Source organism: Paenibacillus sp. F411, assembly GCF_017582705.1.
GTDB classification, from domain to species: Bacteria; Bacillota; Bacilli; order Paenibacillales; family Paenibacillaceae; genus Paenibacillus_AQ; species Paenibacillus_AQ algicola.
This window is the reverse complement of the sequence record NZ_JAGFIP010000026.1, coordinates 12,299-34,122: the sequence shown is the minus strand read 5'-3', so window position 1 is coordinate 34,122 and position 21,824 is coordinate 12,299. Positions and strand designations below refer to the sequence as shown.

Sequence of the window (21,824 nt, the reverse complement as noted above, 5' to 3'; positions counted from 1 at the left end):
GGTTAAATTCATGGCTAGACAACATGGACTCAAAACGCTCTTGTAATCTGCATGCACATGAATGACGAACATCGGAAAGCCGTATGAGGGAAAACCTCACGTACGGTTTGATGAGGAGGGGCTGAAATTTTCAGCCCTTTACTCTAGCCTCTGGCTTGGTAACTCTAGAGCAAAGGAGCCGATCTGCATGCATAATGAGCCTGTAGTCCCCTGTGATGGGGGAAGGGCTACAGGCTCATGGCTCCCGTAAAAAAACAGCATGGTGTATTTACTTTTCCGGATGTTATCGTCCATGATATAGATAGTATGGGACCCACAAAATGGATGTGTCATGAGCAGACCGACCGCTGGCTTTCCTATGAGAGCCGATATCGGGACGCTGTGATGAAGTGGGTGGATAAAGTGTGGTAGAGAGACTATAAGATTTGGAGGGATGAGAGCTCATGGAGAGCAAGGAGCAAGCTGCGGCCCGTTACGGGTCAAAAGGGAAGGCAGGCACCTATCTGGAGGTACTGGCGGTGTCCACGAAGCTTGGGTTGACGTCCTTTGGCGGACCGGTTGCGCACATTGGGTATTTTCACAACGAATACATACGGCGGCGCAAATGGATGGATGAACGAAGCTATGCAGATCTGGTCGCGCTGTGCCAGTTCCTTCCCGGACCGGCCAGCAGTCAGGTCGGCATCGGCATTGGCGTCATTCGCGGAGGGCTTGTAGGCGGGCTGATCGCCTGGCTCGGGTTCACGCTGCCTTCCGTTGTGGCCTTGGTGCTGTTCGCTCTGCTGCTGCAGGGAATGGATCTGGGCAATGCGGGCTGGATTCACGGACTGAAGCTGGTCGCCGTAGCGATCGTGGCCCATGCGATACTCGGGATGGGCCAGAAGCTGGCTCCGGATCGAAGCCGGGCGACACTGGCTATCGCGGCAGCCTCTATCGCGCTGCTGTGGCAGTCGGTGTTCAGTCAGGTCGGCATCATTGTCGCAGCGGGACTGTTCGGGCTGTGGATGTACCGCAAAGCCGAGACCCCGGAGGTCACGGATCTGAATATCCCCGTGAAGCGCGGAGTCGCGCTCTTCTGTCTGGTGCTGTTCGCGGCGCTGCTGGCAGCGCTGCCGCTGCTTCGACAGGGAGCGCTCAGCGGCTGGCTGCCGCTGTTTGACAGCTTCTACCGGTCCGGCTCGCTGGTGTTCGGTGGAGGTCATGTCGTGCTGCCGCTGCTGGAGCGAGAGGTCGTACCGGCGGGCTGGGTGAACAAAGAGGACTTCCTGGCCGGCTACGGTGCAGCCCAGGCCGTGCCGGGCCCGCTGTTTACCTTCGCGGCATTTCTGGGGACACTGGCTGGTGGCATTTCCGGCGCAGTGATCGCCACCGCTGCGATTTTTCTGCCTGCGTTTCTGCTCATTATCGGCACGCTGCCGTTCTGGAACGCTATGCGCCGCAATCCCAAGGTGCAAGGCGCCCTGGTCGGAATCAATGCCGCAGTCGTCGGCATCCTGCTGGCCGCGCTTTATGATCCGCTGTGGACGACGACGATTCTGTCGCCGGCGGATTTTGCCATGGCCGCTGTCTTTTTCCTCATGCTCGTCTTCTGGAAGCTTCCGCCGTGGGTGATCGTCATCGTGGGAGCGCTTGGCGGCACGCTGCTGACTTTGATTTGATGCACTTCGTGTTATTTGAAGCCCGGACTCGCTGTACAAGCGGTGCCGGGCTTTTCACATGCGGCAAGACGGCTGAAGCTGTGCTCCTGCATTAGCATCGGCATCGTCTGCGGCTGTCTGAAATGGTACAAACTTCTGCCAAGCTGGAGACGTTAATATAAAGAAGGCGGTATGCAGCCTAGCAGGGCTGTCATCCATGCGTGGAAGAAGGAGGACAAACCATGAACGTCATTGGAATTGTAGGGTTCGTTACATCTGTAGTGTCGATCGTCTTAAACCTAATTCTCGTCAAGAGCGAGCATCGTCATGAGAAGCTGAGTGACACAGCGGGGAAAAAGTGGTATATCGCTTCAACCTTGATGATGGGTACCGTTGTGTTCGGCATCCTGCTGATTGACTTCAATGTTGTAATAGACCCGTTCAGAATGATGCAGGGTATTCTGGCTGCGGGTGCACTGTACCTATGCTTTAACGGCTGGCTGGAGAAGAAATATATCCGGCACACGCGGCGGCATATGATCAGCTTTACAATAGCCTTCCTGCTGATTGCGTTTCTGGCATGGGCCACCTTGGCAGCGGATCGGGAGGTGTTAATGAGCTTCCGGCTGCAGTAGAGTGCGACAGGGTGAGATCCAGCGGCGGAGCGAGTTCGGTATTTCGAGTTCGTTTGGTGCTGAACCGCCCGAGTAGCGCAATGAGTTCGGTATTTCGAGTTCGTTTGGTGCTGAATCGCCCAAGTGGAGCAATGAGTTCGGATTTTCGCATTCATTTGGTGCCGAACCGCCCGAGTGGGGCAACGAGTTCGATATTTCGCATTCGTTTGGTGCCGAACCGCCCCAGTGGGGCAATGAGTTCGGTTTATCGCATTCATTTGGTGCTGAACCGCCCGAGTGGGGCAACGAGTTCGGTTTTTCGAGTTCGTTTGGTGCCGAACCGCCCGAGTGGGGCAACGAGTTCGGTATTTCGAGTTCGTTTGGTGCCGAACCGCCCGAGTGGGGCAACGAGTTCGGTTTTTCGAGTTCGTTTGGTGCTGAACCGCCCGAGTGGGGCAATGAGTTCGTTTTTTCGCGTTCATTTGGTGCTGAACCGCCCAAGTGGGGCAACGAGTTCGTTTTTTCGAGTTCGTTTGGTGCTGAACCGCCCGAGTGGGGCAATGAGTTCGTTTTTTCGAGTTCGTTTGGTGATGAACCGCCCAAGTGGGGCAACGAGTTCGGTATTTCGCGTTCGTTTGGTGCTGAACCGTCCGAGTGGGGCAATGAGTTCGGTATTTCGCGTTCGTTTGGTGCTGAACCGCCCAAGTGGGGCAATGAGTTCGGTTTATCGCATTCGTTTACTCCAGAACCGCCCCAGCGGCGCAACGAATGCGGTTTTTCGCATTTGTTTGGCGCGTGGGGGGCTATGGCAGGATTGAGTTCGGTATTTCGCATTCATAGGCCGGTGGATAGCTCCACCATCTTTCAGGCGACACCGGTGGCTTCTTCTTCGCCCTGCAGCAGCTTTCGGTACAGCCCATCCTGCGCCAGCAGGATGTCGTGGTTCCCTTCCTCCACCAATGCACCTTTGTCTATGACGAAAATGACGTCGGCGTTGCGGATCGTAGACAATCTGTGAGCGATGACGATGGTTGTCAGCCCTTCCCGCAGCGTATCCAGGCTGCGCTGAATTTTACGCTCCGTTTCCAAATCCAGCGCCGAGGTCGCCTCGTCCAGAATGAGCACCTCTGGCCGTGCAGCGAGTGCGCGAACGAGTGAAAGACGCTGACGCTGGCCCCCGGAGAGCATTACACCGCGTTCTCCGATCTCCTGATCCAGACCCAGCGGCAGTGAGGTGATGAAATCGTCAATATACATGGCCTTACAGAGCGCCATCAACTCCTCGTCCGAGATGTGAGCTCGTCCCATCGTCAGATTGGTGCGGATGGACTCCGGGAAGAAGTACGGCTCCTGGAGGACAATGCATACCCGCTCCGACCAATCCTGCCTTTGCAGGAGAGAAAGCGAATGACCGTTCACCTCAATGTCCCCTGCCTCTGGCTCATAGAACCGGGCCAGCAGCTTGGATATGGTGGATTTTCCGCCGCCGCTGGCTCCGACGATGGCATTTTTCTTGCCCACCTTCAGTGTCATGTCCAGCTCCTGCAGGATGGGCTGCACCGCGTCCGCTTGAAAGGAGAAGCTTACCTTTTTGAGTTCCATAGAGGTGATCGGTTCCGTGAAGGCTTGGCTTCCATCCGCCATTTTCTCGACGTCTGTAATCCGCTTCAGGCGATCAATGGTACCGACCAGGCGCGCGCCCTGCATGGCATGCTCAAAAATCATATGGAAATCATCCATTAAGCTCGAGGAATATTGCCATAGCACGATGAGCAAGCCGGCGCTCATCGTGCCCTGCATCACCTGATAGCCACCGAAGGCCAGAACGACTAAAGTGGCAGACCATTTCAACGGCTGACTGAGAATCATTTGCTTGTTCTCCAGACGTCCTGCTTTCATTACTTCTTCCATATAAGGCTTAAACAACCGATGATACCGCTCCAACTCCCAGGCTTCCCGGTGAAAGGCGACGACTTCCTTGGTAGCGGCAATGCCTTCTTCCATATGTACAGTGAGCGCTGTTTTCCGATCGGATACCTGACGTGAGCTTGATCGAACCTTTTCTCCCAAATAGCGTCCCAACGCCATAAAGCTGAGACACAGCACGGTGGTAGAGAGCAGCAGCGTCAGGCTGACGCTGCCGATAATGATCATGATCACGACCGCGGACACTACACGCTGCAGTGCCTTTGGCATCTGGTATGAAACGCCGCCGCCCACCGTATAAATGTCCTTCACGAGATAATCTGTGAACCGCGCACTTCGTTCCTTCTGAATATGCGAAAGCGGCAGGTGGTACAGATGATTCATAACAAGCTTTCCCAACGTGATGCGCAGTGCATAGCCGATTCTGTGATGCACCATGGCTGTCGCTGTAAAGAGTGCAGGAGCCGCAAACAGACAAACCCCCAGCAGTACAAAGTAGGTCAGGGCATGCTCCGTCTCACCCGCGATAAAAACATCATCAATGATCCATTTTTGAACCCAGGTTCCCCCAAGGGAAAAGGCCGTTTCTGCCATCATAATGACAAAACCGAACAGATACCAGCCCTTGCTTCTACGTATGAATGGCCATATCCAAGCCAAGCTGCTCTTCATGAAGCTCCTCCCCCTTTACCAGCTGATAAAAGATGCCCTGCTGCCTGACAAGCTCCTCATAGGTACCTTGCTCCACCGCTTTTCCCTGATCAATCACGATAATCTGATCGTAATCGCGGATCGTAGAAATCCGGTGGGCTACCGCAATGGTGGTCCGGCTTGCTAGCAGCGCCTGCAGCGCATGCTGTACCGCTTTTTCACTGACTGTATCCAGTGAGGCAGTCGCTTCATCCAACAGGATGATGGACGGATTCTTGATAAACATTCTTGCAATAGCAATTCTTTGCTTCTGGCCGCCGGAAAGCCGGATACCCCGCTCACCGACCAAGGTGTCATATCCCTCTGGCAGCTCCAATATGAAATCATGAATGAAGGCGGCCTTTGCAGCCGCAATGATGTCCGCTTGAGAGGCATCCGGTCGACCGAAGCGGATATTTTCCTGGATGGACAAACCGAATAGATACGTTTCTTGAAACACGATGCCGATCGATTCCCGAATTTGACTTAGGGAGAGCTCGGTCAAGGGGACGCCATCCAGTAGAATCTGGCCTTGATCCGGATCGTAAAACCGGCCTACCAGCTTGAGCAGTGTCGATTTTCCGCAGCCGCTAGTCCCTACGAGAGCCGTTTTTTGCCCGGGAAGAATCTGTGCTGTAAATCCCGTGATCACCGGTGAACGTCCCGGATAGCTGAAATGAACCTCGCTGAACGTCAACGCTCCGGCTATGTCAGAGAGGAACCGGGGCTTTCGGTCTTCTTGAACCACAGGCTTGTGCTGAGCATATTCATACAATAGCTGTGCCTGGCCTATACAGTAGCTTTGCTCCAGCAATTGAAAAGTCAAACGCCCGATCGAGCGGAAGATCATCAATATGTAGATGGTAAATGATACGAAAGTGCCCACACTCATGCTGCCACTCGTAATTGATTGAGAGCCGAGGATGTACATCAGGATGACTCCGACGGCTGTAGCCGTCATTCGAAAAGAGAATTGCAGATGCCGGTAGAGCAGGGAGCCGAGACGGGTTTTTGCATATTGCTCATATGTTTCCGTAAAACGCCCCACTTCCCAGGAGGTCGCGCCAAAAGCACGCACTTCTACCAGTGAACTGACCGAATTATAAATTTTCTGATTTAGTCGTTCCCGCTCCTGGGTTTGCTGTTTAAAATACATCGCTGTCTTTCCATCAATAGTAGGACCTATCAAATAGTAGAGGAAATAGCATGGAAGAATGAAAAGCGTCAGCTTCGTGTTCATATGGAGTACCATGACCAGGGGCACCAGAATGAGTAGCAGATGCCGGATGATGAGGGGCAGGTATTGGGTGTAGATCTTCTGAACCGCCGTCAGGTTGTGGTTGAACAGAGACAGGGTTTCTCCGGTCGGGTGCTGCTCATAGTAAGCAAAGCCCAGCTTCCTTAGATGTGTGAACAGGCTGAGCTGTAAATCCCGGGCGGCCTTCTCCTGCACCGAGCGTTCCAGAATGTTGCAAAGGGCCGTCGCTGCAAACATCAATCCCAGAACAAGGATCAATACGGCCAGCGCTGTGAAAAATAGTGTGTTGCTCTTCTCAGGAACTACCACGTCAATGAGATAGCGTAAAAATTGCGGAATGCTAATCTCGCCAAGCGCGAGAACAAGTCCCATCACAATGAGGGCGATCAAACTCCCGCGGTAAGGCTTCAAATAAGACAGCACCCAGAAATAGGTCTGTCTCCGTTCTTGATAAGCGCTCCATTTGTTCTTCAAGGTATTTCTGATTTGACCATCCCCCGCTGCGTCCACCCGGTTACCCCCTCAGTTTCTGCTATGACACCGAATAAATTCCAAGTGAAATCCATATTACAGGAGCCACTTGACTTCCGTCAACAGAGAATTTAAGCGCTATCATTATGCGGTTGGCAGCTGCAACCAGCTGCAAAAAAAGAGGGTAGCTCTGCTGCGCTGGAGCATCGAGCAGAGGATCGGGCGCCTGGCGCGGTGCTAGCGCAGCCGCGCGCTCATGTCCAGGCTGCGGCCTGATGCTGACCGCCTGCCCCAGAACAGCTGCAGCGCGAGCTTGGCGCACCACAGGGCAAAGGCTAAAAAGATCAGCGCCCACACGGCTGCAGGCAGAGGGGTCTGATGGGCGAGATTCGCCGCATCGCCGGCACGCGCCGGAGTAATGACTCCATAGATGAGCAGCGTTACCGGTCCCATGACCGATTCCTCCAGGCAGAGGAAAGCGAGTAAGAGATAGTAGGCATTTCGGATTTTTCCACCAATCAAATAGAAGACAAGGGTAATCACAATGAAGATGGAGAGCCACCAGATGCCGTAGCCGTTGCGGACGAACAGGATAATCATGAGCAGTGCAGTTACGGTTATAGCTAGCAGCCCCTGTCCCTGCTTCTGGCGGGCATAAACGTAAAACATCAGCACAGAGAACAGGGAGGCCGGAATATATCCTGCCATGGAAACGACGAGGGACTTCCATCCCGGTGCTACGAGGGAGTAGGTCACGCCGCTGTGATCCGGATTCAGCTCGATGCTCAGTACCCGTCCGGACAAGGCGAGGGTCGCGAGCGCATGACCGAGCTCATGCACCATGGTGTCCATAATGCGGAACCAGGAGGAAAAAGGAATGAGGCGGGTCAAGATGGCGGCGCCAACCAGATACAGAATCGTTTTGATCCACTTGTTCATATCATAATCCTTTCTACAGGAAGTCTGCGATGGGCTGTGGAACATACAGACAGGGCGATTCATGTTGTGATAAAATGGAACGTATGTTCCATGAAAGCTCGCCTATATCAAGTATAGACGGCAATACAGTCATTGTACAAACGAATCCAGCTCCTCGCGGGGAGTGGTACAATAGAGAGACGAAGTGGACAAAAAGGAGGTGAGAGGCCGTGACGCAGCCACAGGAACCGGAACGCAGACCCCGCCACGCCAAGCGAGACAGCAGCGGAGGCGTGAGCCCAAGGTCGGAGCAGCCGCATCAAAGCTCCAGATCGGAGCAGCGGCATCAAAGCCCCGGACCGGGTCAGGTACACGAAGTTTCCCGCCAGGAAGGGCCAAAAGTGAAGTCATGGCGGAGCCATGACCTGCAGCTCACCTTTGCTGAGTTTCAGCTGGGCGGCGAAGAGCGTGAGCTGAGAATTCCGGAGGAGTCTGCAGTACGCAGGCATCAGGAAACAGAAGCGGCCATGCAGGAGAACGAGGCTGCCCTGCGGGAGCCAGAGGAATTCATGGGCGACAGCCAAGAGGCTTTCACAGGACAGCTTACCTTGGCGGAGCTGGATTTTGGACCGTCAGGGGAGCAGCCCTCGGGCGCAGCCAGCCATGCTGGTCACGCGCTGACGCGGCCGACGCCGCCTTCTCCCGAGGTTTCGACGCTGCCGGCCTCCAGCGTGCCCCCGTCTTTTGATGGTGCAAGATATTACACGCGTGAGCAGCAGTTTTACCTGCGGGCCAAGGAGCTGGAGTGGCATGCGGAGCCGCAGGCGCCCTTCACTCCGTTCAAGAGCTACTGGCCGGTGTACAGTGAAATGTCACCGCCGCAGGAGCGCTGGTATTTCTACTGGAGGGAGGAGGTGCGTTCCGGAAGCTACCCGGACACGGACCTTTCCTACCTGTTTCTCTATATATATGAGCTAATTCACGGCATCGGCTGGAGCGGGCCGCAGCAGGGCTGGCAGCTGCTGAATCAGGTCTGGCTTGCTTACCGCGGCCGGTACCGTAAGCTCGACAGTTATCTGAGAGAGTGGCGGTTTGATTTTGCCCGGGTGCACGGCCTGGAGCTGCCGGAAGCGGACGTCCTGGACAAGCTCCCCCGCAGCCTCTCGCCCGAGCTTCGGGAGCGGGAGTGGCTGCGGCGGTTCAGCGCCCGTCCCGTTGAGCTGAATTGGGACGTGCTTCGGGAGCTGCTGGATGTCGATCCCGAGAAGAGCCGTTTTTTTCAGGAATCCGGCAGTAAGGCGCTGAAGACCTATGCCCCCAAAGTGATTGCTCTGGCAGATGCTTACGGAGAGAAGACGGGAGCCGGACGCCTGCTGGAGCGCTTTAGACCGCCTGAGATTAACTCGGAGCGGCCGCTGTTCCGGACGGCAGTATACGACGAGAGCCTGTTTGGACGCACGGTAACTGTGCGCTATATGAAGCTGTCCGCCTATTCACCTCTCCGGGCGTTTCTCACACAGCTGGTCCGCTTGACCGAGAACGTGCTGAGAGAGCTGATGCACTTTAAAGGGCGGCTGAAGGGCGTGAGTGTCGAGCCAGAGCTCGGTAAGCTCATCCGACGTTATTTGGAAAAAGAGCTCGGCGCCGGCGTGAAAGCGCCCCAGCCGCCGGCGCCCGTGGTCACTATTGATCCGGACAAGCTGCAGCGGCTGCAGCAGGAGTCGGATCTCGTGCGGGACCTGCTTATGGTGGAAGAGCCGGAGTATGAGGACCAGAGATCTCCTGCACCGGATGAGAGCGAATCTTTTGCCGGGGCGGCGCCTGTCCCTCCTTCTTGGGACAACACGGCCGATGGCGGGATACACTGGAATACGGAGCAGCTGGGACAGGAGTGGCAGGAGCTGGCGTTGAGACTGACGCCTCCGCAGCTGGAGATGCTGTATGCACTGAAGCACAATCTGGGGCCTGCAGCTCGGCAGGCAGCGGCAGAGCGTGCCGGCTCCATGCCAGAGCTGCTGCTGGATGAGATTAACGAGGCGGCGATGGAGTGGATCGGCGATCTTTTAATAGATGGAGATGCTTTGCTGGAGGATTATGCAGATATGCTGGATTTCACGAAGAGGTGATCAAGAGATGACTGAGTTAAAAATTCCGCGGCGGCTGACGACCGCGCTGATGAACTCGTTGACGGCCGGTGTCGTGCCGCGAGTGGGGCTGGAGCACATTGCGGTGGGCCGCAAACCGGAGGTCGAAGCGCTATTGCAGGATATGGACAATATTCAGGAGGGCGGTGCAGCCTTTCGCCTGATCAGCGGGCGGTACGGCAGCGGCAAGAGCTTTCTGCTCCAGATTCTTCGCAACTATGCGATGGACCGGGATTTCGTCGTAGCCGATGCGGATCTGTCGCCGGAGCGGCGCCTGGTGGGGACGAAGGGACAGGGTCTTGCCACCTACCGTGAGCTTATGACTCACCTGTCCACCCGGACACGACCGGACGGCGGAGCGCTGGAGGTTATTCTCCAGAAATGGATCTCTGCCATCCAGCAGTCCTTGGTCCAGAAGGAGGGCATCTCCGCCGATGATCCGGGCTTTAGCCTGAGGGTGGAGCAGCGGATTTTTGAAGTGACGGGCAGTATGCAGAGCCTAGTGCACGGCTTTGATTTTGCCAAGGTGCTGACGGCGTATTGGAAAGGCTGCAAGCTGGGAGATGATGATGTCAAGCAGGCAGCGCTGCGCTGGCTTCGGGGGGAATACCGGACGCGCACAGAGGCGCGGCAGGAGCTGGGAGTCGGAATGATCATTGATGATGAGAGCTGGTACGACTACATGAAGCTGTGGGCGGAATTTACAGCATTGATTGGCTACAAGGGGCTGCTGCTCTTCATCGACGAGGGTGTCAATCTGTACAAAATCACGAATACCGTATCCCGCCAAAGCAACTATGAGAAGCTGCTGACGCTGTTCAATGATACGATGCAGGGCAAGGCCCGGCATCTTGGTATTCTGCTGGGCGGTACGCCTCAGTTCGTCGAGGATGAGCGGCGGGGGCTGTTCAGCTATGACGCGCTGCGCTCGCGCCTGATCGACGGGCGCTACGGCTCGCAGTCGTACCGCACCTACAGCTCGCCCATTCTTACGCTGAGCATGCTGTCGCATGAAGAGATTCTCATTCTGCTTCAGAAGCTGCGGGACATTCATGCACTGCATTATCAATATCCGGCGGCGCTGGAGGATGCGCAGCTGGTTGCCTTTATGCAAAATGCGGTAAACCGCCTCGGCGCTGAGGAGCTGCTGACTCCGCGCGAGGTCGTCCGGGATTTCCTGGATCTGCTGCATACGCTGCATCAGCACCCGGACAGTAATTTTGACACGCTGCTCGGGAAGCGGTCCTCACCGGCCCAGACTTCGGCGTCTACAGGCGCCAAATCCAGCTCCGATGAGAACCAGGAGGATGACAGTGATGATTTCCTGGCGGAGTTTGAGCTATGAGCAGCCAGGGTCATCTGTTCTACAGGCTGGCTCCCTTCATCCGCGAATACATGTACCGCAAACGCTGGGACACCCTGCGCGAAGCACAGGTGGAGGCCTGCCGGGTGCTGCTGGACACCTCTCATCATCTTCTAATCGCATCGGGGACGGCGTCGGGGAAGACGGAGGCGGCTTTTTTTCCGGCACTGACAGGACTGTATGAAGCCCCCTCGTCCTCGGTTGGCATTCTGTACATTGGTCCGCTGAAGGCACTTATCAATGACCAGTTTGAGCGGATTCAGGAGCTGCTTCGGGAGGGAGAGGTGCCGGTATGGCACTGGCATGGGGATGTGTCGCAGGAGGAGAAGACCAAGCTGATGCAAAATCCTTCCGGCGTGCTGCAGATTACACCGGAATCGCTGGAAGGACTGCTTATGAATCGCCCGAATGCCATTCCGGCGCTGTTTCACGACCTGCGGTATGTCATTATTGACGAAGTGCACGCCTTTATGGGGGCAGACCGGGGGATTCAGGTGCTGAGCCAGCTGACCCGAATCGAGCGGATGGCAGCCTGCACGCCGCGCCGTATCGGGCTGTCTGCCACCCTCAAGGATTATGACACGGCGGCCGGCTGGCTTGCTGCCGGCACGAAGGAACTGGCGGAGGTGGTGTCCCCGCCAGGATCACGCCGCTTGCGGATCAGCGTCGAGCATTTTTCATTTCCGGATGCACGGGATGAGAAGAAGGCGGAGCAGCGGGAGCACGCAGAGAAAGCATATTATGATTATATGTATGACACGACCCGCCGTCATAAAGCGCTCATCTTTACGAACAGCCGCTCCGATGCCGAGCTGACGACACTGGAAATGCGGCGGGTGGCTGCGAAGCGTCAGGAGCCGGATGTATTTCATGTTCATCACGGCAGCATTTCCTCGATGCTGCGGGAGGAAGCCGAGGCGGCGCTGCGCAGCGGCCCCGGTCCTGCTGTAGCCGCCGCCACGCTGACGCTGGAGCTGGGCATTGACCTGGGCGAGCTAGAGCGGGTCGTGCAGCTCGGTGCCCCGTACAGCTGCTCCAGCTTTGTGCAGCGGCTGGGGCGCTCCGGCAGACGTGGACAGGCATCGGAGATGCTGTTTCTATGTCCGGAGGAAGAGGATGAAACTGCACAGCTCCCGGCGCGCATGCCCTGGATGCTGCTGCGCGCGATCGCGGTCATTGAGCTGTATGTTCACGAGAGGTGGGTGGAGCCGCTGACACTGCGGCAGAAGCCGGTCGGGCTCTTGTATCATCAGACGATGAGCATTCTGAAAAGCATGGGGGAAGCCGAGCCGGCCGAGCTGGCGAAGGCGGTGCTGACGCTGCCTGCTTTTCGCGGCTTCACGGCGGCAGAGTACAGGGATTTTCTGAATTATCTGCTGCAGACAGACCATATCCAGCGCACCGATGAAGGGCCGCTCATTATCGGCCTGACGGGAGAGCGCATCGTGAACCATTTCCGCTTCTACGCGGTGTTCAAAGACGATGAAGAGCATGTCGTGTATAACGGGTCGGAGGAGATCGGCTCCATCACGACCGTGCCGCCGCCAGCCTACTGCTTCTCGCTGGCCGGCAAGCTGTGGAAGGTGGAGGAGGTCGATCCCCGGCATAAGGCGCTGTACGTCAAATCATCCAAGGGCAAGGTCGATACCCTTTGGCTTGGTGCAGGCGGAGACATCCATACCAGGGTCGTCCGCAAAATGCGCCAGGTTCTCGATGACAGCACGCTGTATCCTTATCTGGCGCCTGGTGCGGTGCAGCGGCTGGAGCGGGCCCGGCGTCTCGCCCGGGAGAGCGGGCTGCTGAACAGCACCGTCATACCTGCGGGGGGAGACTCCATGTTTGTCCTTCCCTGGGCGGGCAGCAAGCCATTCCGTACGCTGGAGCGGCTGCTGAAGCACAATCTTGCTGGCGCCCACTCCCTGCGGTCCATCGTACCCATGGAGCCGTATTATATGGTGGTCGCGGGCAAGACGACCCCGGAGCAGCTGATGGATGCCATCGCTGGAGAGCTGGACGAATGCCTTGTCGCCGGGCCCGAGTCGCTGCTTGATCCGAAAGAGGCGCCATATTTGGGCAAATACGATGAATTCGTCAAGCCGGATCTGCTGCGCACGGCATTTGCCGTAGACGGCCTGGATCTTGAAGGGCTGAGTGATGCGCTGCGAGGCTTGAAGGATCATTAAGGGATTGAGAACTGCCTGTATAATCAGGTTCATCCCCAAAAATCTCACTGCCTGTATAATCAGGCAGTGTTTTTGTTTAAGTAGTTGGAATAACCGCTGGGTTAAAGGCGCGGGTCATCCACGTGAAATTCCAGTTTAACTCGGGATCGGAGACCTTTTAAACAAGCAAGCATACGGAAAAATTCACGGTAGCATGCTACATGAGATCTGGGTGGATGTGGACATAATGAGATGGACGCGCCACAATACATACTTTTCCGAGGTGATGCAGTTGAAAGGTAAATTAATGACGAACATGGTGTTTACGATTTCGGCACTTCTGATTGGAGTACTGGCCGTGCTGGGCGCTGTCATTCCGGAGAAGTTCGGCTATGCGGCGGCCTACTTGTTTAACCTGACGACGAACTATTTCGGCTGGTTCTATCTGCTGTCCATCTTTATGATCATTCTGTTCTTGTTCGGCGTTGCGATCAGCAAATACGGAGGCATCCGTCTGGGGCAGGATGATGCCCAAAAGCCGGATTATCCCTTCTTTACCTGGATCGGCATGCTGTTCTCTGCCGGCTTCGGGGTGGGTCTGGTGTTCTGGGGCGTGGCGGAGCCGATGACGCATTTCTTTACGCCGCCGTTTGCCGGCATGGAATCACAATCCATTGAAGCCGCCCGGGTAGCTATGGGCTATGCGTTCTTTCACTTCGGCATCAGTCAGTGGTCGGTCTTCGCGCTGGTGGGGTTAGTCATTGCCTTTTTCCAATTCCGCAAAAAGAAAGACGGCCTCGTATCCACCGCCCTCGAGCCGATCACCGGACAAAAACGGGGTGTGAAGGACACCATCGACATTCTGGCGGTCATTGCCACCGTGATGGGTGTCGCCACCTCCGTAGGCTTGGGCGTTCTGCAAATGGGCGGGGGCGTGAGCATCCTGACAGGGTGGGAGAATACACCGCTGCTGCAGATCGGCGTGCTGGGCCTCATTTTTATCTGCTATATGATCTCGACCACCACAGGGCTGGACAAGGGTATAAAATATTTGAGTAATTTTAATCTCGGCATGGCGCTGGCCTTTCTGCTCTTTGTGTTCTTCGCAGGTCCCAGTGTCTTTATCCTTGAAACCTTTACGCTAGCGATCGGCGATTACATCTCGAACTTCATTCAGTACAGCCTGCGGCTGCAGCCTTATGCGGGCGGGGAATGGGTGCGCAAGTGGACGATTTTTTATTGGGCGTGGGCGATTGCCTGGTCCCCGTTTGTCGGTGCCTTTGTCGCGCGCGTATCCCGGGGGCGGACCGTCCGGGAGTTTATTCTGGGAGTTATGGTTGTGCCGCCGCTGATTGCCTGTATGTGGATGGCGGTGTTTGGCGGAACCGCGCTGTGGCTCGATATGAACCAGAATGCAGGCATTGCTACAGCCGTATATCATGACGTATCGACAGCGCTTTTTGAATTGATTGAGCTGCTGCCGCTGTCAGATATTGTACATGTGCTGTCTCTCCTTCTGATCCTGACGTTCCTCATCACTTCGGCGGACTCGGCGACGTATATTTTGTCCAGCATGACGACCTCGGGCAGCCTGAATCCCCCATTTTATGTAAAAATGGTCTGGGGCATTCTGATGGCCTCCATTGCAGGCGTGCTCCTTTATACCGGAGGCCTTGAAGCGCTGCAGACCGCTTCCCTGATCTCGGCACTGCCGTTCACTATCATCTTGCTGCTGCTGGTGATTGCAGTCATCCGCATGTTCAAGGGAGAACCGCTGCCGATCCGCAAGGCCGACGTGAAACGCTTCAAGCGGCTGGAGGAAGCCGTCAATAAGAGCAGGAAGCAGCGGTGAGCCTTGAGCAATGTGCAGGACGCAGGACGTGTCAATCTAATGGAACAGCAAAAACCCCGCCGCCGGGCGAGGTCAGTGAAGAACTGCTTTACATTTAACCAAGCCAGCAGGGCATGGTCTTTACGACTGCCTGCTGGCTTATATTTATAGTGCGCTGGTACCGCCAAACTCTCCCAGCGCTTCTTTAGCGAGCTGGTCCAGCAGCATATTATCCATAGGCGGATTGAACAGGCCCGCCCGGATGTCCCGGGCGTAACGCTCCAGCGGCAAAGCCTTGGAGAGGCTGGTTCCGCCGACGATCCGCATGGCGAGGTCTACGACCTGAAGCGCGCGGTTCGTGACGACATGCTTGGCCAGCCCAAGCTGCGGACGCAGGCCGGGCCGCAGCTGAGGCTGGCTGTCCCAGACAGCCGCCGCTTCATAAAGCACAGACCGCGCAGTGCGCAGCTCGGCCTCCATCTGCCCGATGAGCTGCCGTACCGTCGGCACCTCTCCGATCGGTCCGGGAAGGCTGTTCGGGGAGTAGGTGCCTGCGAATTCCACGGCAAAGTCTCTTGCAGCCATCGCGATTCCGGCATAACAGGCCGGAATATGGAGCAGCCACCCGCTTCCGTCATCGGTGCCGCTTCCGGTTACGATGCGTGCTTCCTCAGGGACAAAAACCTCTTCCAGCACCACATCATGACTGCCGGTCGAGCGCATCCCCATCGTATTCCAGGTTTCAATGACCTTCACGGCCTCGGAGCGTTTCACCAGAAATTCACTCACGGTGTCCTCCGGGGTGACCGTCGCAGTGACGACAAAACGGTCCAGTATAGGTGAAAGCGTGCTGAAGGTCTTACGGCCGTTGACCCTATAGCCTCCTGTGATACGCTCTGCAGTGGTGGCAGGCTTGCCGCCCCGGCTCGGGCTGCCCGTGCCGGCTTCACTGCCGAACACATTCAGGAGGGAGCCCTCCTGAATAACATCCCGGCACAGCTCTTCAAACAGAGGCTCCGGCCATTTACCGCTCGTCCGCAGATGCAGAAGCTGGCCCAGATGCCAGCCAAAGCCGAGCGCCGTGGAGCCGTCGCCCCAGCCAAGGCACTCTTGAACCTGCACCAGCTCATATAATGAAATTTCTTCTCCGCCGTGTGACTTAGGCACAGTTAGCCCGTTGTAGCCGCCTTGGCGAAGATCTTCAAAGTTATCAAATGGAAATGAGCCCTCCTCATCATGCTTCGGAGCCCGCTTCGCAAACCGCATGGCCAGCTCCCGCAGCTTCTTGAGGCGCTCTCGTTCAACATCATTCCGGATATATTGCTCTCGTAACAAGCTCATGGCGTCCCTCCTAGCATTCCAGTCGGATTCGTACACATAATACCACAAAGGGAAATATCATTGCACGGGACACCCGGTCTCTCTGCCCCGCGCGAGACGGGAGAAGCACGCTGTAAGCATAAGAGGGAATGCTTGAGGGGCTTGTGCTATCTTTTTGCAGACTGCCGGGTGGCATGAATCGCCAGGGCAGCGGCGGCAAGAACCATCAGGCTGCCGATCCAAGGCGTATGCCGGATGCCAATCGTATCCACGGCGATCCCCCCGATGGTGGCGCCTAAAGCGATCCCGACGTTGAATGCGGCAATGTTCAGCGCCGAGGCTACGTCAACAGCCGAAGGCACATACTTCTCAGCCATTTGCACCGTGTACAGCTGCAGGCCCGGCACGTTCATGAAGGCGAACAGTCCCATCAGGATCACAGCCGCCAGTCCTGCGACCCGGAACGGGATAACGAGAGACATCAGAATGAGCACAGCTGCCTGGATGATGAACATGTAACGGAGGGCCGACACCGGATTCCGGTTTGCCCATCGTCCGCCGATCTCATTACCGGCAGCAACAGCAAGGCCATAAATAAGCAGTACAATACCTACGGCGGAGGGCTTGAGTCCGACGACATCCTGCAGCATCGGAGTCAGGTAGGTAAAAGCGACAAAGGTTCCTCCGTAGCCAAGGGCTGTCATGCCAAGTCCGGTCAGAATAGAGGGATGAGTCAACAGCCGAAGCATGTCCTGGAACTTGGCTGGAGGCGGCTGCTTCAAATTCTTTGGAATTAGCACGGATAGCGCAAGGAGGGCGATAACGCCAAGTCCCGCTACACCGGCAAAAGTAGCTCTCCAGCCAAAGCCCTGACCAATATATGTGCCCAGAGGCACGCCGGTTACGGTGGCTACGGTCAGACCTGTGAACATGAGAGCGATGGCGCTGGCTTTTTTCTCCGCAGGAACGAGCTGGACCGCGATGGTTGAGCCGATCGAGAAGAATACGCCGTGTGCAAATGCTGTAACGACTCTGGCTGTAAGCAGAAGCGCAAAGCTTTGCGATAAGGCAGCGGCAGTGTTGCCTACAATGAACAGCACCATCAGGGAGAGCAGCAGGCTTTTGCGGCTCATCCGGTTGGTCAATGCTGTCAGCACGGGTGCACCGGCAGCGACACCGACCGCATAGATGGAGATGAGCAGGCCGGCCAAGGTGATCCGGATGCTCATATCGTCTGCGATGGAAGATAACAGTCCCACCGGCACAAATTCGGTCGTTCCAATGCCGAATGCACTGACGGCGAGCGCGAACAGCGCCCAACGGGATGAGGGGGTCCCGGCTTTTGAAGCAGGCAGGGCTACAGGGTTACTACTAGAGTTCATATAGAGGAAGCCTCCTGATATAACAAATTTGTCCAAGCCCCGAATGCTTTACATCCGGCGGACAAATGCTATTATAGGGCGGTAGAATGTCAGAGGTAAGTACGCACTTTAAAGTACTGTAGGCACCTTTAAGTACCTATGTTTTTTGCAGGCTCGAGAAAGGTGCACTTCACATATCAGAGTATACGAAATGAGGAGGGCGAGGCTTGTGGCCTATAATATACCGGTTGAAGCGACCCTGGAGGTCATCGGAGGAAAATGGAAGGTCGTTATTTTATGCCATCTGGATAAGGGGGAAAAGCGCACCAGTGAGCTGAAGCGCCTTATGCCCGGCATTACCCAGAAAATGCTGACCCAGCAGCTGCGAGAGCTGGAGGAGGCGGGGCTTTTGAAGCGGCAGATTTTTGAACAGGTGCCTCCCAAGGTGGTGTACTCCTTAACGGAGTACGGCTGGTCGATGAAGCCGATCCTGGATACGATGTGCGCCTGGGGAGAGTGCCATATGAAGAAGATGGGCCAGACCTTAATGACGGAGGGAGAGCCTCAGACTGCAGGAACCCCATCGTGACTTTACCGGCGGGAGGGCTCAGCCGTAAGCACCAAATGCACTCAGCAGGATGGACCGGGCGGTGAGACTAAGGATAAACTCTTATGTGGGTGCTCCTGCCTTCAGCCTCGGCGCCTTTTCCTGATCCATTGCACAATGTATTCTGCATCGCGTCCCACTCCTCCCAGGAGTGCGGAATCTCTGCGTTGCTGCCATGGCAGCCCCAGAAAGAACAAGCCTTGGACCGAAGAGACCCCGCGCTGGTGCAGGGGCCTGCCCTCGCCATCCAGCACCCCGGGAACCTTTATCCAGCCGTAATCAGGCTGAAATCCGGTAGCCCATATAATGTTGGGATACACGGCTTGGGTGCCATCCTCAAAGTGCATCACATCCTGTTTGGCTGCTACGGTCCTCGGCTTGATAGTGACGGCATCGGACCTTAACGCACGCTTCACCTCTGTGCCAAAAATGGGATCGCCTTTAGCGCGAAGCCATCGGCCTGCCGGGCTGTCAGCGGAGGCACGAAGCACGCCACTGTGATTCAACCACCAGAACATGCTTTTACCCCAAAAAGTAAGCGGCATGAATTTCAACCGCTGCCCTGCAGAGAGATGAACCTCCCGCTCCATAGACAGCTCCGCGGCGATCTGCGCACCGGAATTGCCTGCCCCAACGATCAGAACGTTGCCTTGCTGAAGGGAGGAGGGGTTTACGTATTCCGAGGTATGCATTTGGCGGATATTTTCGGATAGCTGCTGAGCAAAGGGAGGAAGGTGCGGCTTTTGAAAAGGGCCTGTCGCCACAATGACCTGTCGTGCTTGAATCTCACCTTGACTCGTAGTGACTGCAAATCCAGCGGCTGTCCGCTCCAGTCTCTGAACTTTAACACCCAGCTGCATCGGGAAGCCGTAATGCCGAGCATACTGCTCCAGGCTATCGGCAATCTCGTCCTTGCTGCTGCAGCCGTCCGGATTCCCCTCCAGCAAAAGACCGGGCAGCGCATTGTAGGCACGGGGAGTAAAGGTGATCAGAGAGTCATATCTCTGTCTCCAGGGATCTCCAATACGTGATTCTTGCCCGATCAGCAGGAAATTTATCGTTGTCTTACTCAGATGGTAGGCGGCGGCTAATCCCGCCTGGCCTGCCCCTATAATAAGGATATCCACATGTGTATTCATCTGCAGCACCTACACCTTCAGCTCGGCATGCCGGGTTGCCGGGGTTTCAATCTGAATCGTGGTGTGGTCAATTCCGAATCGCTCAGCGATGGTCGTAATCGCAGCCTGCAGCACAATCTGGGAATTCTGTCCATCGGTAATAACCAGGTGGCAGCTGAGTGAATCCAGGCCCGAGGTAATACTCCAGATATGGAGATCATGCACCTCTGTAACGCCAGGAATGCGGCTCAGAACGTCCTCAACATCAGCGGCATTCACATGAGCCGGCGTCCCCTCCATCAGGATATGCACGGTATGCGTAATTACGCCCCAAGCGCCGCGCAAGATCAAGAGGGCTACCACTACGCTGATGATGGGGTCCGCGATATACCAGCCGAAGAGCAGCATAACCGCGCCTGCTGCAATGGCACCTACAGAGCCCAGAGCATCCCCCAGCACATGCAGGTAGGCACTGCGCAAATTGATGTTGTTCTTGACATCGCCTTTTCGCATCAGTGCCCAGGCGCTCAGCACATTAGCGGCGAGACCGATGGACGCAATCAGCATCATGGAGCCGCTGGCCACTTCGGGTGGCTCGGTAAAACGTCCATACGCTTCCCACATAATGAAGCCGGCCACAACAAACAGCGTCACCCCATTGAGCAGCGCTGCCAGAATCTCAAACCGGTAAAAGCCAAACGTCCGCTTCGGAGAGGATGGCCGGGAAGCAAAAGAGACGGCAACCAGGCTAAGCAGCAGCGATACCGTATCACTCAGCATATGGCCGCTGTCCGACAGCAGGGCCAGACTGTTCGTCAGCAGCCCCCCAAAAAACTCAAGCAGCATAATGCTGAACGTGATGCCTAACGCGAGAAGCAGGCCTTTTTTATTGCCCTGGGGGTCCAGCCCGTGATGATGACCGTGGTGGTGTCCATGATGGCCATGGCCATGACACGTATGATCGTGGCTATGCCCGTGATGGGAATGAGAGTGAGAGCTCATAGCGTTTCAGCCTCCTGACATTGCTCGGCGTGACAGACCGCCTGATTAAGTAAGGATATGACGTGATTATCATCGCAGGAGTAGATCATGCTGGTGCCCTCCCGCCGGCTTTTGACCAGACGCATCGTCCGCAGCAGGCTTAACTGGTGCGATACTGCTGACTGGGAAATATCCAGCACCTCCGTAATATGACCCACCGTACACTCCTCCTGGGCGAGCATATATAGGATCTTAATGCGCGTGGGGTCTGACAATGCTTTAAATATCCGGGATACATCCTCAACCGTCTGTGCTTGTAAAAAAGAGTGCTCATGAGCCTCCATATGCATTCGCCGCCCTTTGTATTCTATATATGAGCATATGCTCATATATAGAATACAAAGATGTGCGACAGATTGCAACTCCTTTTGCCTCGTAGAGCTCGATGCAGCTGCAGGAGGTTGCCGCGCATGATGAACGCGAAAAAACGAACCGAGTGCGTCGGTGGGCGGTTCCCGCGCCCAACGAACGCGAAAAAGCGAACTCGATGCGGCGGTGGGCGGTTCCCGTGCTCAACGAATGCGAAAAACCGAACTCAATGCGCCGTTGTGGTGGTTCTGGAGTAAATGAATGCGTAAAACCGAACCCGATGAGTCCGTATGCCACCCCCGCGCTCAACGAACGCGAAAAACCGATCTCGATGCGCCGCTGGAGTGGTTCTAGAGTAAATGAATGCGAAAAACTGAACTCGATGGGCCGCTGGAGTGGTTCTAGAGTATATGAATGCGAAAAACCGAACCCGATAAGTCCGTATGCCGCCCTCGCGCCCAACGAACGCGAAAAACCGAACTCGATGCGCCGTTGTGGTGGTTCTGGAGTAAATGAACGCGAAAAAGCGAACTCGATGCGGCGGTGGGAGGTTCCCGCGTCCAACGAACGCGAAAAAGCGAACCGGATGCGTCGGTGGACGGTTCCCGCGCCCATCGAACGCGAAAAACCGAACTCGATGGGCGCGCCGCCCGATCCTGCGCTTAACGAACGCGAAAAACCGATCTCGATGCGCCGCTGGAGTGGTTCTGGAGTAAATGAATGCGAAAAACCGAACTCGATGAGTCCGTATGCCGCCCTCGCGCCCAACGAATGCGAAAAATTGAACTCGATGCGTCCGCATGCCGCCCTCGCGCCCAACGAATGCGAAAAACCGAACCCGATGCGCCGTTGTGGTGGCTCTAGAGTAAATGAACGCGAAAAAGCGAACTCGATGCGGCGGTGGGTGGTTCTGGAGCAAATGAATGCTAAAAACCGAACTCGATGCGGCGGTGGGCGGTTCCCGCGCCCAACGAACGCGAAAAACCAAACTCGATCGCGCCATTGTGGTAAATCTGGAATAAACGAACTCAAGTTAAGGTAAGAATAGGCTTTT

Annotated in this window: 17 protein-coding genes; 9 read left to right on the top strand and 8 right to left on the bottom strand. The window is 55.9% G+C overall.

All coding sequences use genetic code 11. The annotated features are described in order from the left end of the window. The first annotated feature begins 237 nt into the window (after positions 1-237). The 3 genes from JJQ72_RS19400 (at position 238) to JJQ72_RS19390 (ending at position 2,272) form a co-directional block, all read left to right on the top strand. Positions 238-411: a hypothetical protein gene (locus tag JJQ72_RS19400; protein WP_208204683.1), complete on the top strand. Its 174-nt coding sequence runs from the start codon at positions 238-240 to the stop codon at positions 409-411. Between the two features lie 32 nt (positions 412-443). Then, positions 444-1,658, top strand: a complete 1,215-nt coding sequence (gene chrA, locus JJQ72_RS19395; protein ID WP_208204682.1) for a chromate efflux transporter — start codon at positions 444-446, stop codon at positions 1,656-1,658. Positions 1,659-1,879: 221 nt separating this feature from the next. Beyond that, on the top strand, positions 1,880-2,272 hold the full coding sequence (locus JJQ72_RS19390; protein ID WP_138224104.1) for a DUF4181 domain-containing protein: 393 nt from the start codon (positions 1,880-1,882) through the stop codon (positions 2,270-2,272). Between the two features lie 843 nt (positions 2,273-3,115). Here JJQ72_RS19390 and JJQ72_RS19385 read toward each other — a convergent pair. The 3 genes from JJQ72_RS19385 to JJQ72_RS19375 all read right to left on the bottom strand — a co-directional run bounded on the left by JJQ72_RS19385 (position 3,116) and on the right by JJQ72_RS19375 (position 7,535). After that, a complete protein-coding gene (locus JJQ72_RS19385; RefSeq protein WP_208204681.1) occupies positions 3,116-4,849 on the bottom strand; it encodes an ABC transporter ATP-binding protein in 1,734 nt (577 codons plus the stop codon). Beyond that, positions 4,809-6,635 (bottom strand): ABC transporter ATP-binding protein, encoded by a 1,827-nt coding sequence (locus tag JJQ72_RS19380; protein ID WP_208204680.1) that lies wholly within the window; start codon positions 6,633-6,635, stop codon positions 4,809-4,811. Before JJQ72_RS19380 ends, JJQ72_RS19385 begins: the two co-directional genes overlap by 41 nt. Positions 6,636-6,833: 198 nt before the next feature. Continuing rightward, positions 6,834-7,535, bottom strand: a complete 702-nt coding sequence (locus JJQ72_RS19375) for a M50 family metallopeptidase (protein WP_208204679.1) — start codon at positions 7,533-7,535, stop codon at positions 6,834-6,836. Between the two features lie 209 nt (positions 7,536-7,744). Between JJQ72_RS19375 and JJQ72_RS19370 the strand changes: the two genes are divergently transcribed. From JJQ72_RS19370 to JJQ72_RS19355, 4 genes are all read left to right on the top strand, one after another. Continuing rightward, positions 7,745-9,640, top strand: a complete 1,896-nt coding sequence (locus JJQ72_RS19370) for a TerB N-terminal domain-containing protein (protein WP_208204678.1) — start codon at positions 7,745-7,747, stop codon at positions 9,638-9,640. 7 nt (positions 9,641-9,647) lie between these two features. Next, on the top strand, positions 9,648-11,003 hold the full coding sequence (locus JJQ72_RS19365; RefSeq protein WP_208204677.1) for an ATP-binding protein: 1,356 nt from the start codon (positions 9,648-9,650) through the stop codon (positions 11,001-11,003). After that, positions 11,000-13,204, top strand: coding sequence for a DEAD/DEAH box helicase (locus JJQ72_RS19360; protein ID WP_208204676.1), 2,205 nt, complete (start codon positions 11,000-11,002; stop codon positions 13,202-13,204). Before JJQ72_RS19365 ends, JJQ72_RS19360 begins: the two co-directional genes overlap by 4 nt. A 226-nt stretch (positions 13,205-13,430) precedes the next feature. Further along, entirely contained in the window at positions 13,431-15,035 is a 1,605-nt protein-coding gene (locus JJQ72_RS19355; protein WP_481856871.1) for a BCCT family transporter, read from the top strand. Between the two features lie 144 nt (positions 15,036-15,179). Here the strand turns inward: JJQ72_RS19355 and JJQ72_RS19350 are convergent, their stop codons facing one another. Both JJQ72_RS19350 and JJQ72_RS19345 read right to left on the bottom strand, forming a co-directional pair. Further along, on the bottom strand, positions 15,180-16,355 hold the full coding sequence (locus tag JJQ72_RS19350) for an acyl-CoA dehydrogenase family protein (protein ID WP_208204675.1): 1,176 nt from the start codon (positions 16,353-16,355) through the stop codon (positions 15,180-15,182). 146 nt (positions 16,356-16,501) lie between these two features. Then, on the bottom strand, positions 16,502-17,716 hold the full coding sequence (locus JJQ72_RS19345; protein ID WP_208204674.1) for an MFS transporter: 1,215 nt from the start codon (positions 17,714-17,716) through the stop codon (positions 16,502-16,504). A 208-nt stretch (positions 17,717-17,924) separates the two neighbouring features. On the opposite strand from JJQ72_RS19345, the gene JJQ72_RS19340 reads away from it, so the two are divergent. Next, positions 17,925-18,284, top strand: a complete 360-nt coding sequence (locus tag JJQ72_RS19340; RefSeq protein ID WP_481856870.1) for a winged helix-turn-helix transcriptional regulator — start codon at positions 17,925-17,927, stop codon at positions 18,282-18,284. A gap of 101 nt (positions 18,285-18,385) precedes the next feature. Here the strand turns inward: JJQ72_RS19340 and JJQ72_RS19335 are convergent, their stop codons facing one another. From JJQ72_RS19335 to JJQ72_RS19325, 3 genes are read right to left on the bottom strand one after another with little or no spacing between them, the layout of a single operon-like run. Beyond that, positions 18,386-19,441: a flavin-containing monooxygenase gene (locus JJQ72_RS19335; protein ID WP_208204672.1), complete on the bottom strand. Its 1,056-nt coding sequence runs from the start codon at positions 19,439-19,441 to the stop codon at positions 18,386-18,388. Positions 19,442-19,450: 9 nt separating this feature from the next. After that, positions 19,451-20,422, bottom strand: coding sequence for a cation diffusion facilitator family transporter (locus JJQ72_RS19330; protein ID WP_208204671.1), 972 nt, complete (start codon positions 20,420-20,422; stop codon positions 19,451-19,453). Then, a complete protein-coding gene (locus tag JJQ72_RS19325) occupies positions 20,419-20,745 on the bottom strand; it encodes an ArsR/SmtB family transcription factor (protein ID WP_208204670.1) in 327 nt (108 codons plus the stop codon). The genes JJQ72_RS19330 and JJQ72_RS19325 overlap by 4 nt, the downstream gene beginning before the upstream one ends. 101 nt (positions 20,746-20,846) lie before the next feature. Between JJQ72_RS19325 and JJQ72_RS19320 the strand changes: the two genes are divergently transcribed. Then, positions 20,847-21,812 (top strand): hypothetical protein, encoded by a 966-nt coding sequence (locus tag JJQ72_RS19320; protein WP_208204669.1) that lies wholly within the window; start codon positions 20,847-20,849, stop codon positions 21,810-21,812. Positions 21,813-21,824: the final 12 nt, after the last annotated feature.

Coding starts and splice junctions, on each gene's coding strand:
- JJQ72_RS19350 (WP_208204675.1), bottom strand. CDS start 16,355: ATGAGCTTGTTACGAGAGCAATATATCCGGAATGATGTTGAACGAGAG.
- JJQ72_RS19345 (WP_208204674.1), bottom strand. CDS start 17,716: ATGAACTCTAGTAGTAACCCTGTAGCCCTGCCTGCTTCAAAAGCCGGG.
- JJQ72_RS19385 (WP_208204681.1), bottom strand. CDS start 4,849: ATGAAGAGCAGCTTGGCTTGGATATGGCCATTCATACGTAGAAGCAAG.
- JJQ72_RS19355 (WP_481856871.1), top strand. CDS start 13,431: ATGAGATGGACGCGCCACAATACATACTTTTCCGAGGTGATGCAGTTG.
- JJQ72_RS19320 (WP_208204669.1), top strand. CDS start 20,847: ATGCAGCTGCAGGAGGTTGCCGCGCATGATGAACGCGAAAAAACGAAC.
- JJQ72_RS19390 (WP_138224104.1), top strand. CDS start 1,880: ATGAACGTCATTGGAATTGTAGGGTTCGTTACATCTGTAGTGTCGATC.
- chrA (WP_208204682.1), top strand. CDS start 444: ATGGAGAGCAAGGAGCAAGCTGCGGCCCGTTACGGGTCAAAAGGGAAG.
- JJQ72_RS19365 (WP_208204677.1), top strand. CDS start 9,648: ATGACTGAGTTAAAAATTCCGCGGCGGCTGACGACCGCGCTGATGAAC.
- JJQ72_RS19325 (WP_208204670.1), bottom strand. CDS start 20,745: ATGGAGGCTCATGAGCACTCTTTTTTACAAGCACAGACGGTTGAGGAT.
- JJQ72_RS19335 (WP_208204672.1), bottom strand. CDS start 19,441: ATGAATACACATGTGGATATCCTTATTATAGGGGCAGGCCAGGCGGGA.
- JJQ72_RS19330 (WP_208204671.1), bottom strand. CDS start 20,422: ATGAGCTCTCACTCTCATTCCCATCACGGGCATAGCCACGATCATACG.
- JJQ72_RS19400 (WP_208204683.1), top strand. CDS start 238: ATGGCTCCCGTAAAAAAACAGCATGGTGTATTTACTTTTCCGGATGTT.
- JJQ72_RS19375 (WP_208204679.1), bottom strand. CDS start 7,535: ATGAACAAGTGGATCAAAACGATTCTGTATCTGGTTGGCGCCGCCATC.
- JJQ72_RS19360 (WP_208204676.1), top strand. CDS start 11,000: ATGAGCAGCCAGGGTCATCTGTTCTACAGGCTGGCTCCCTTCATCCGC.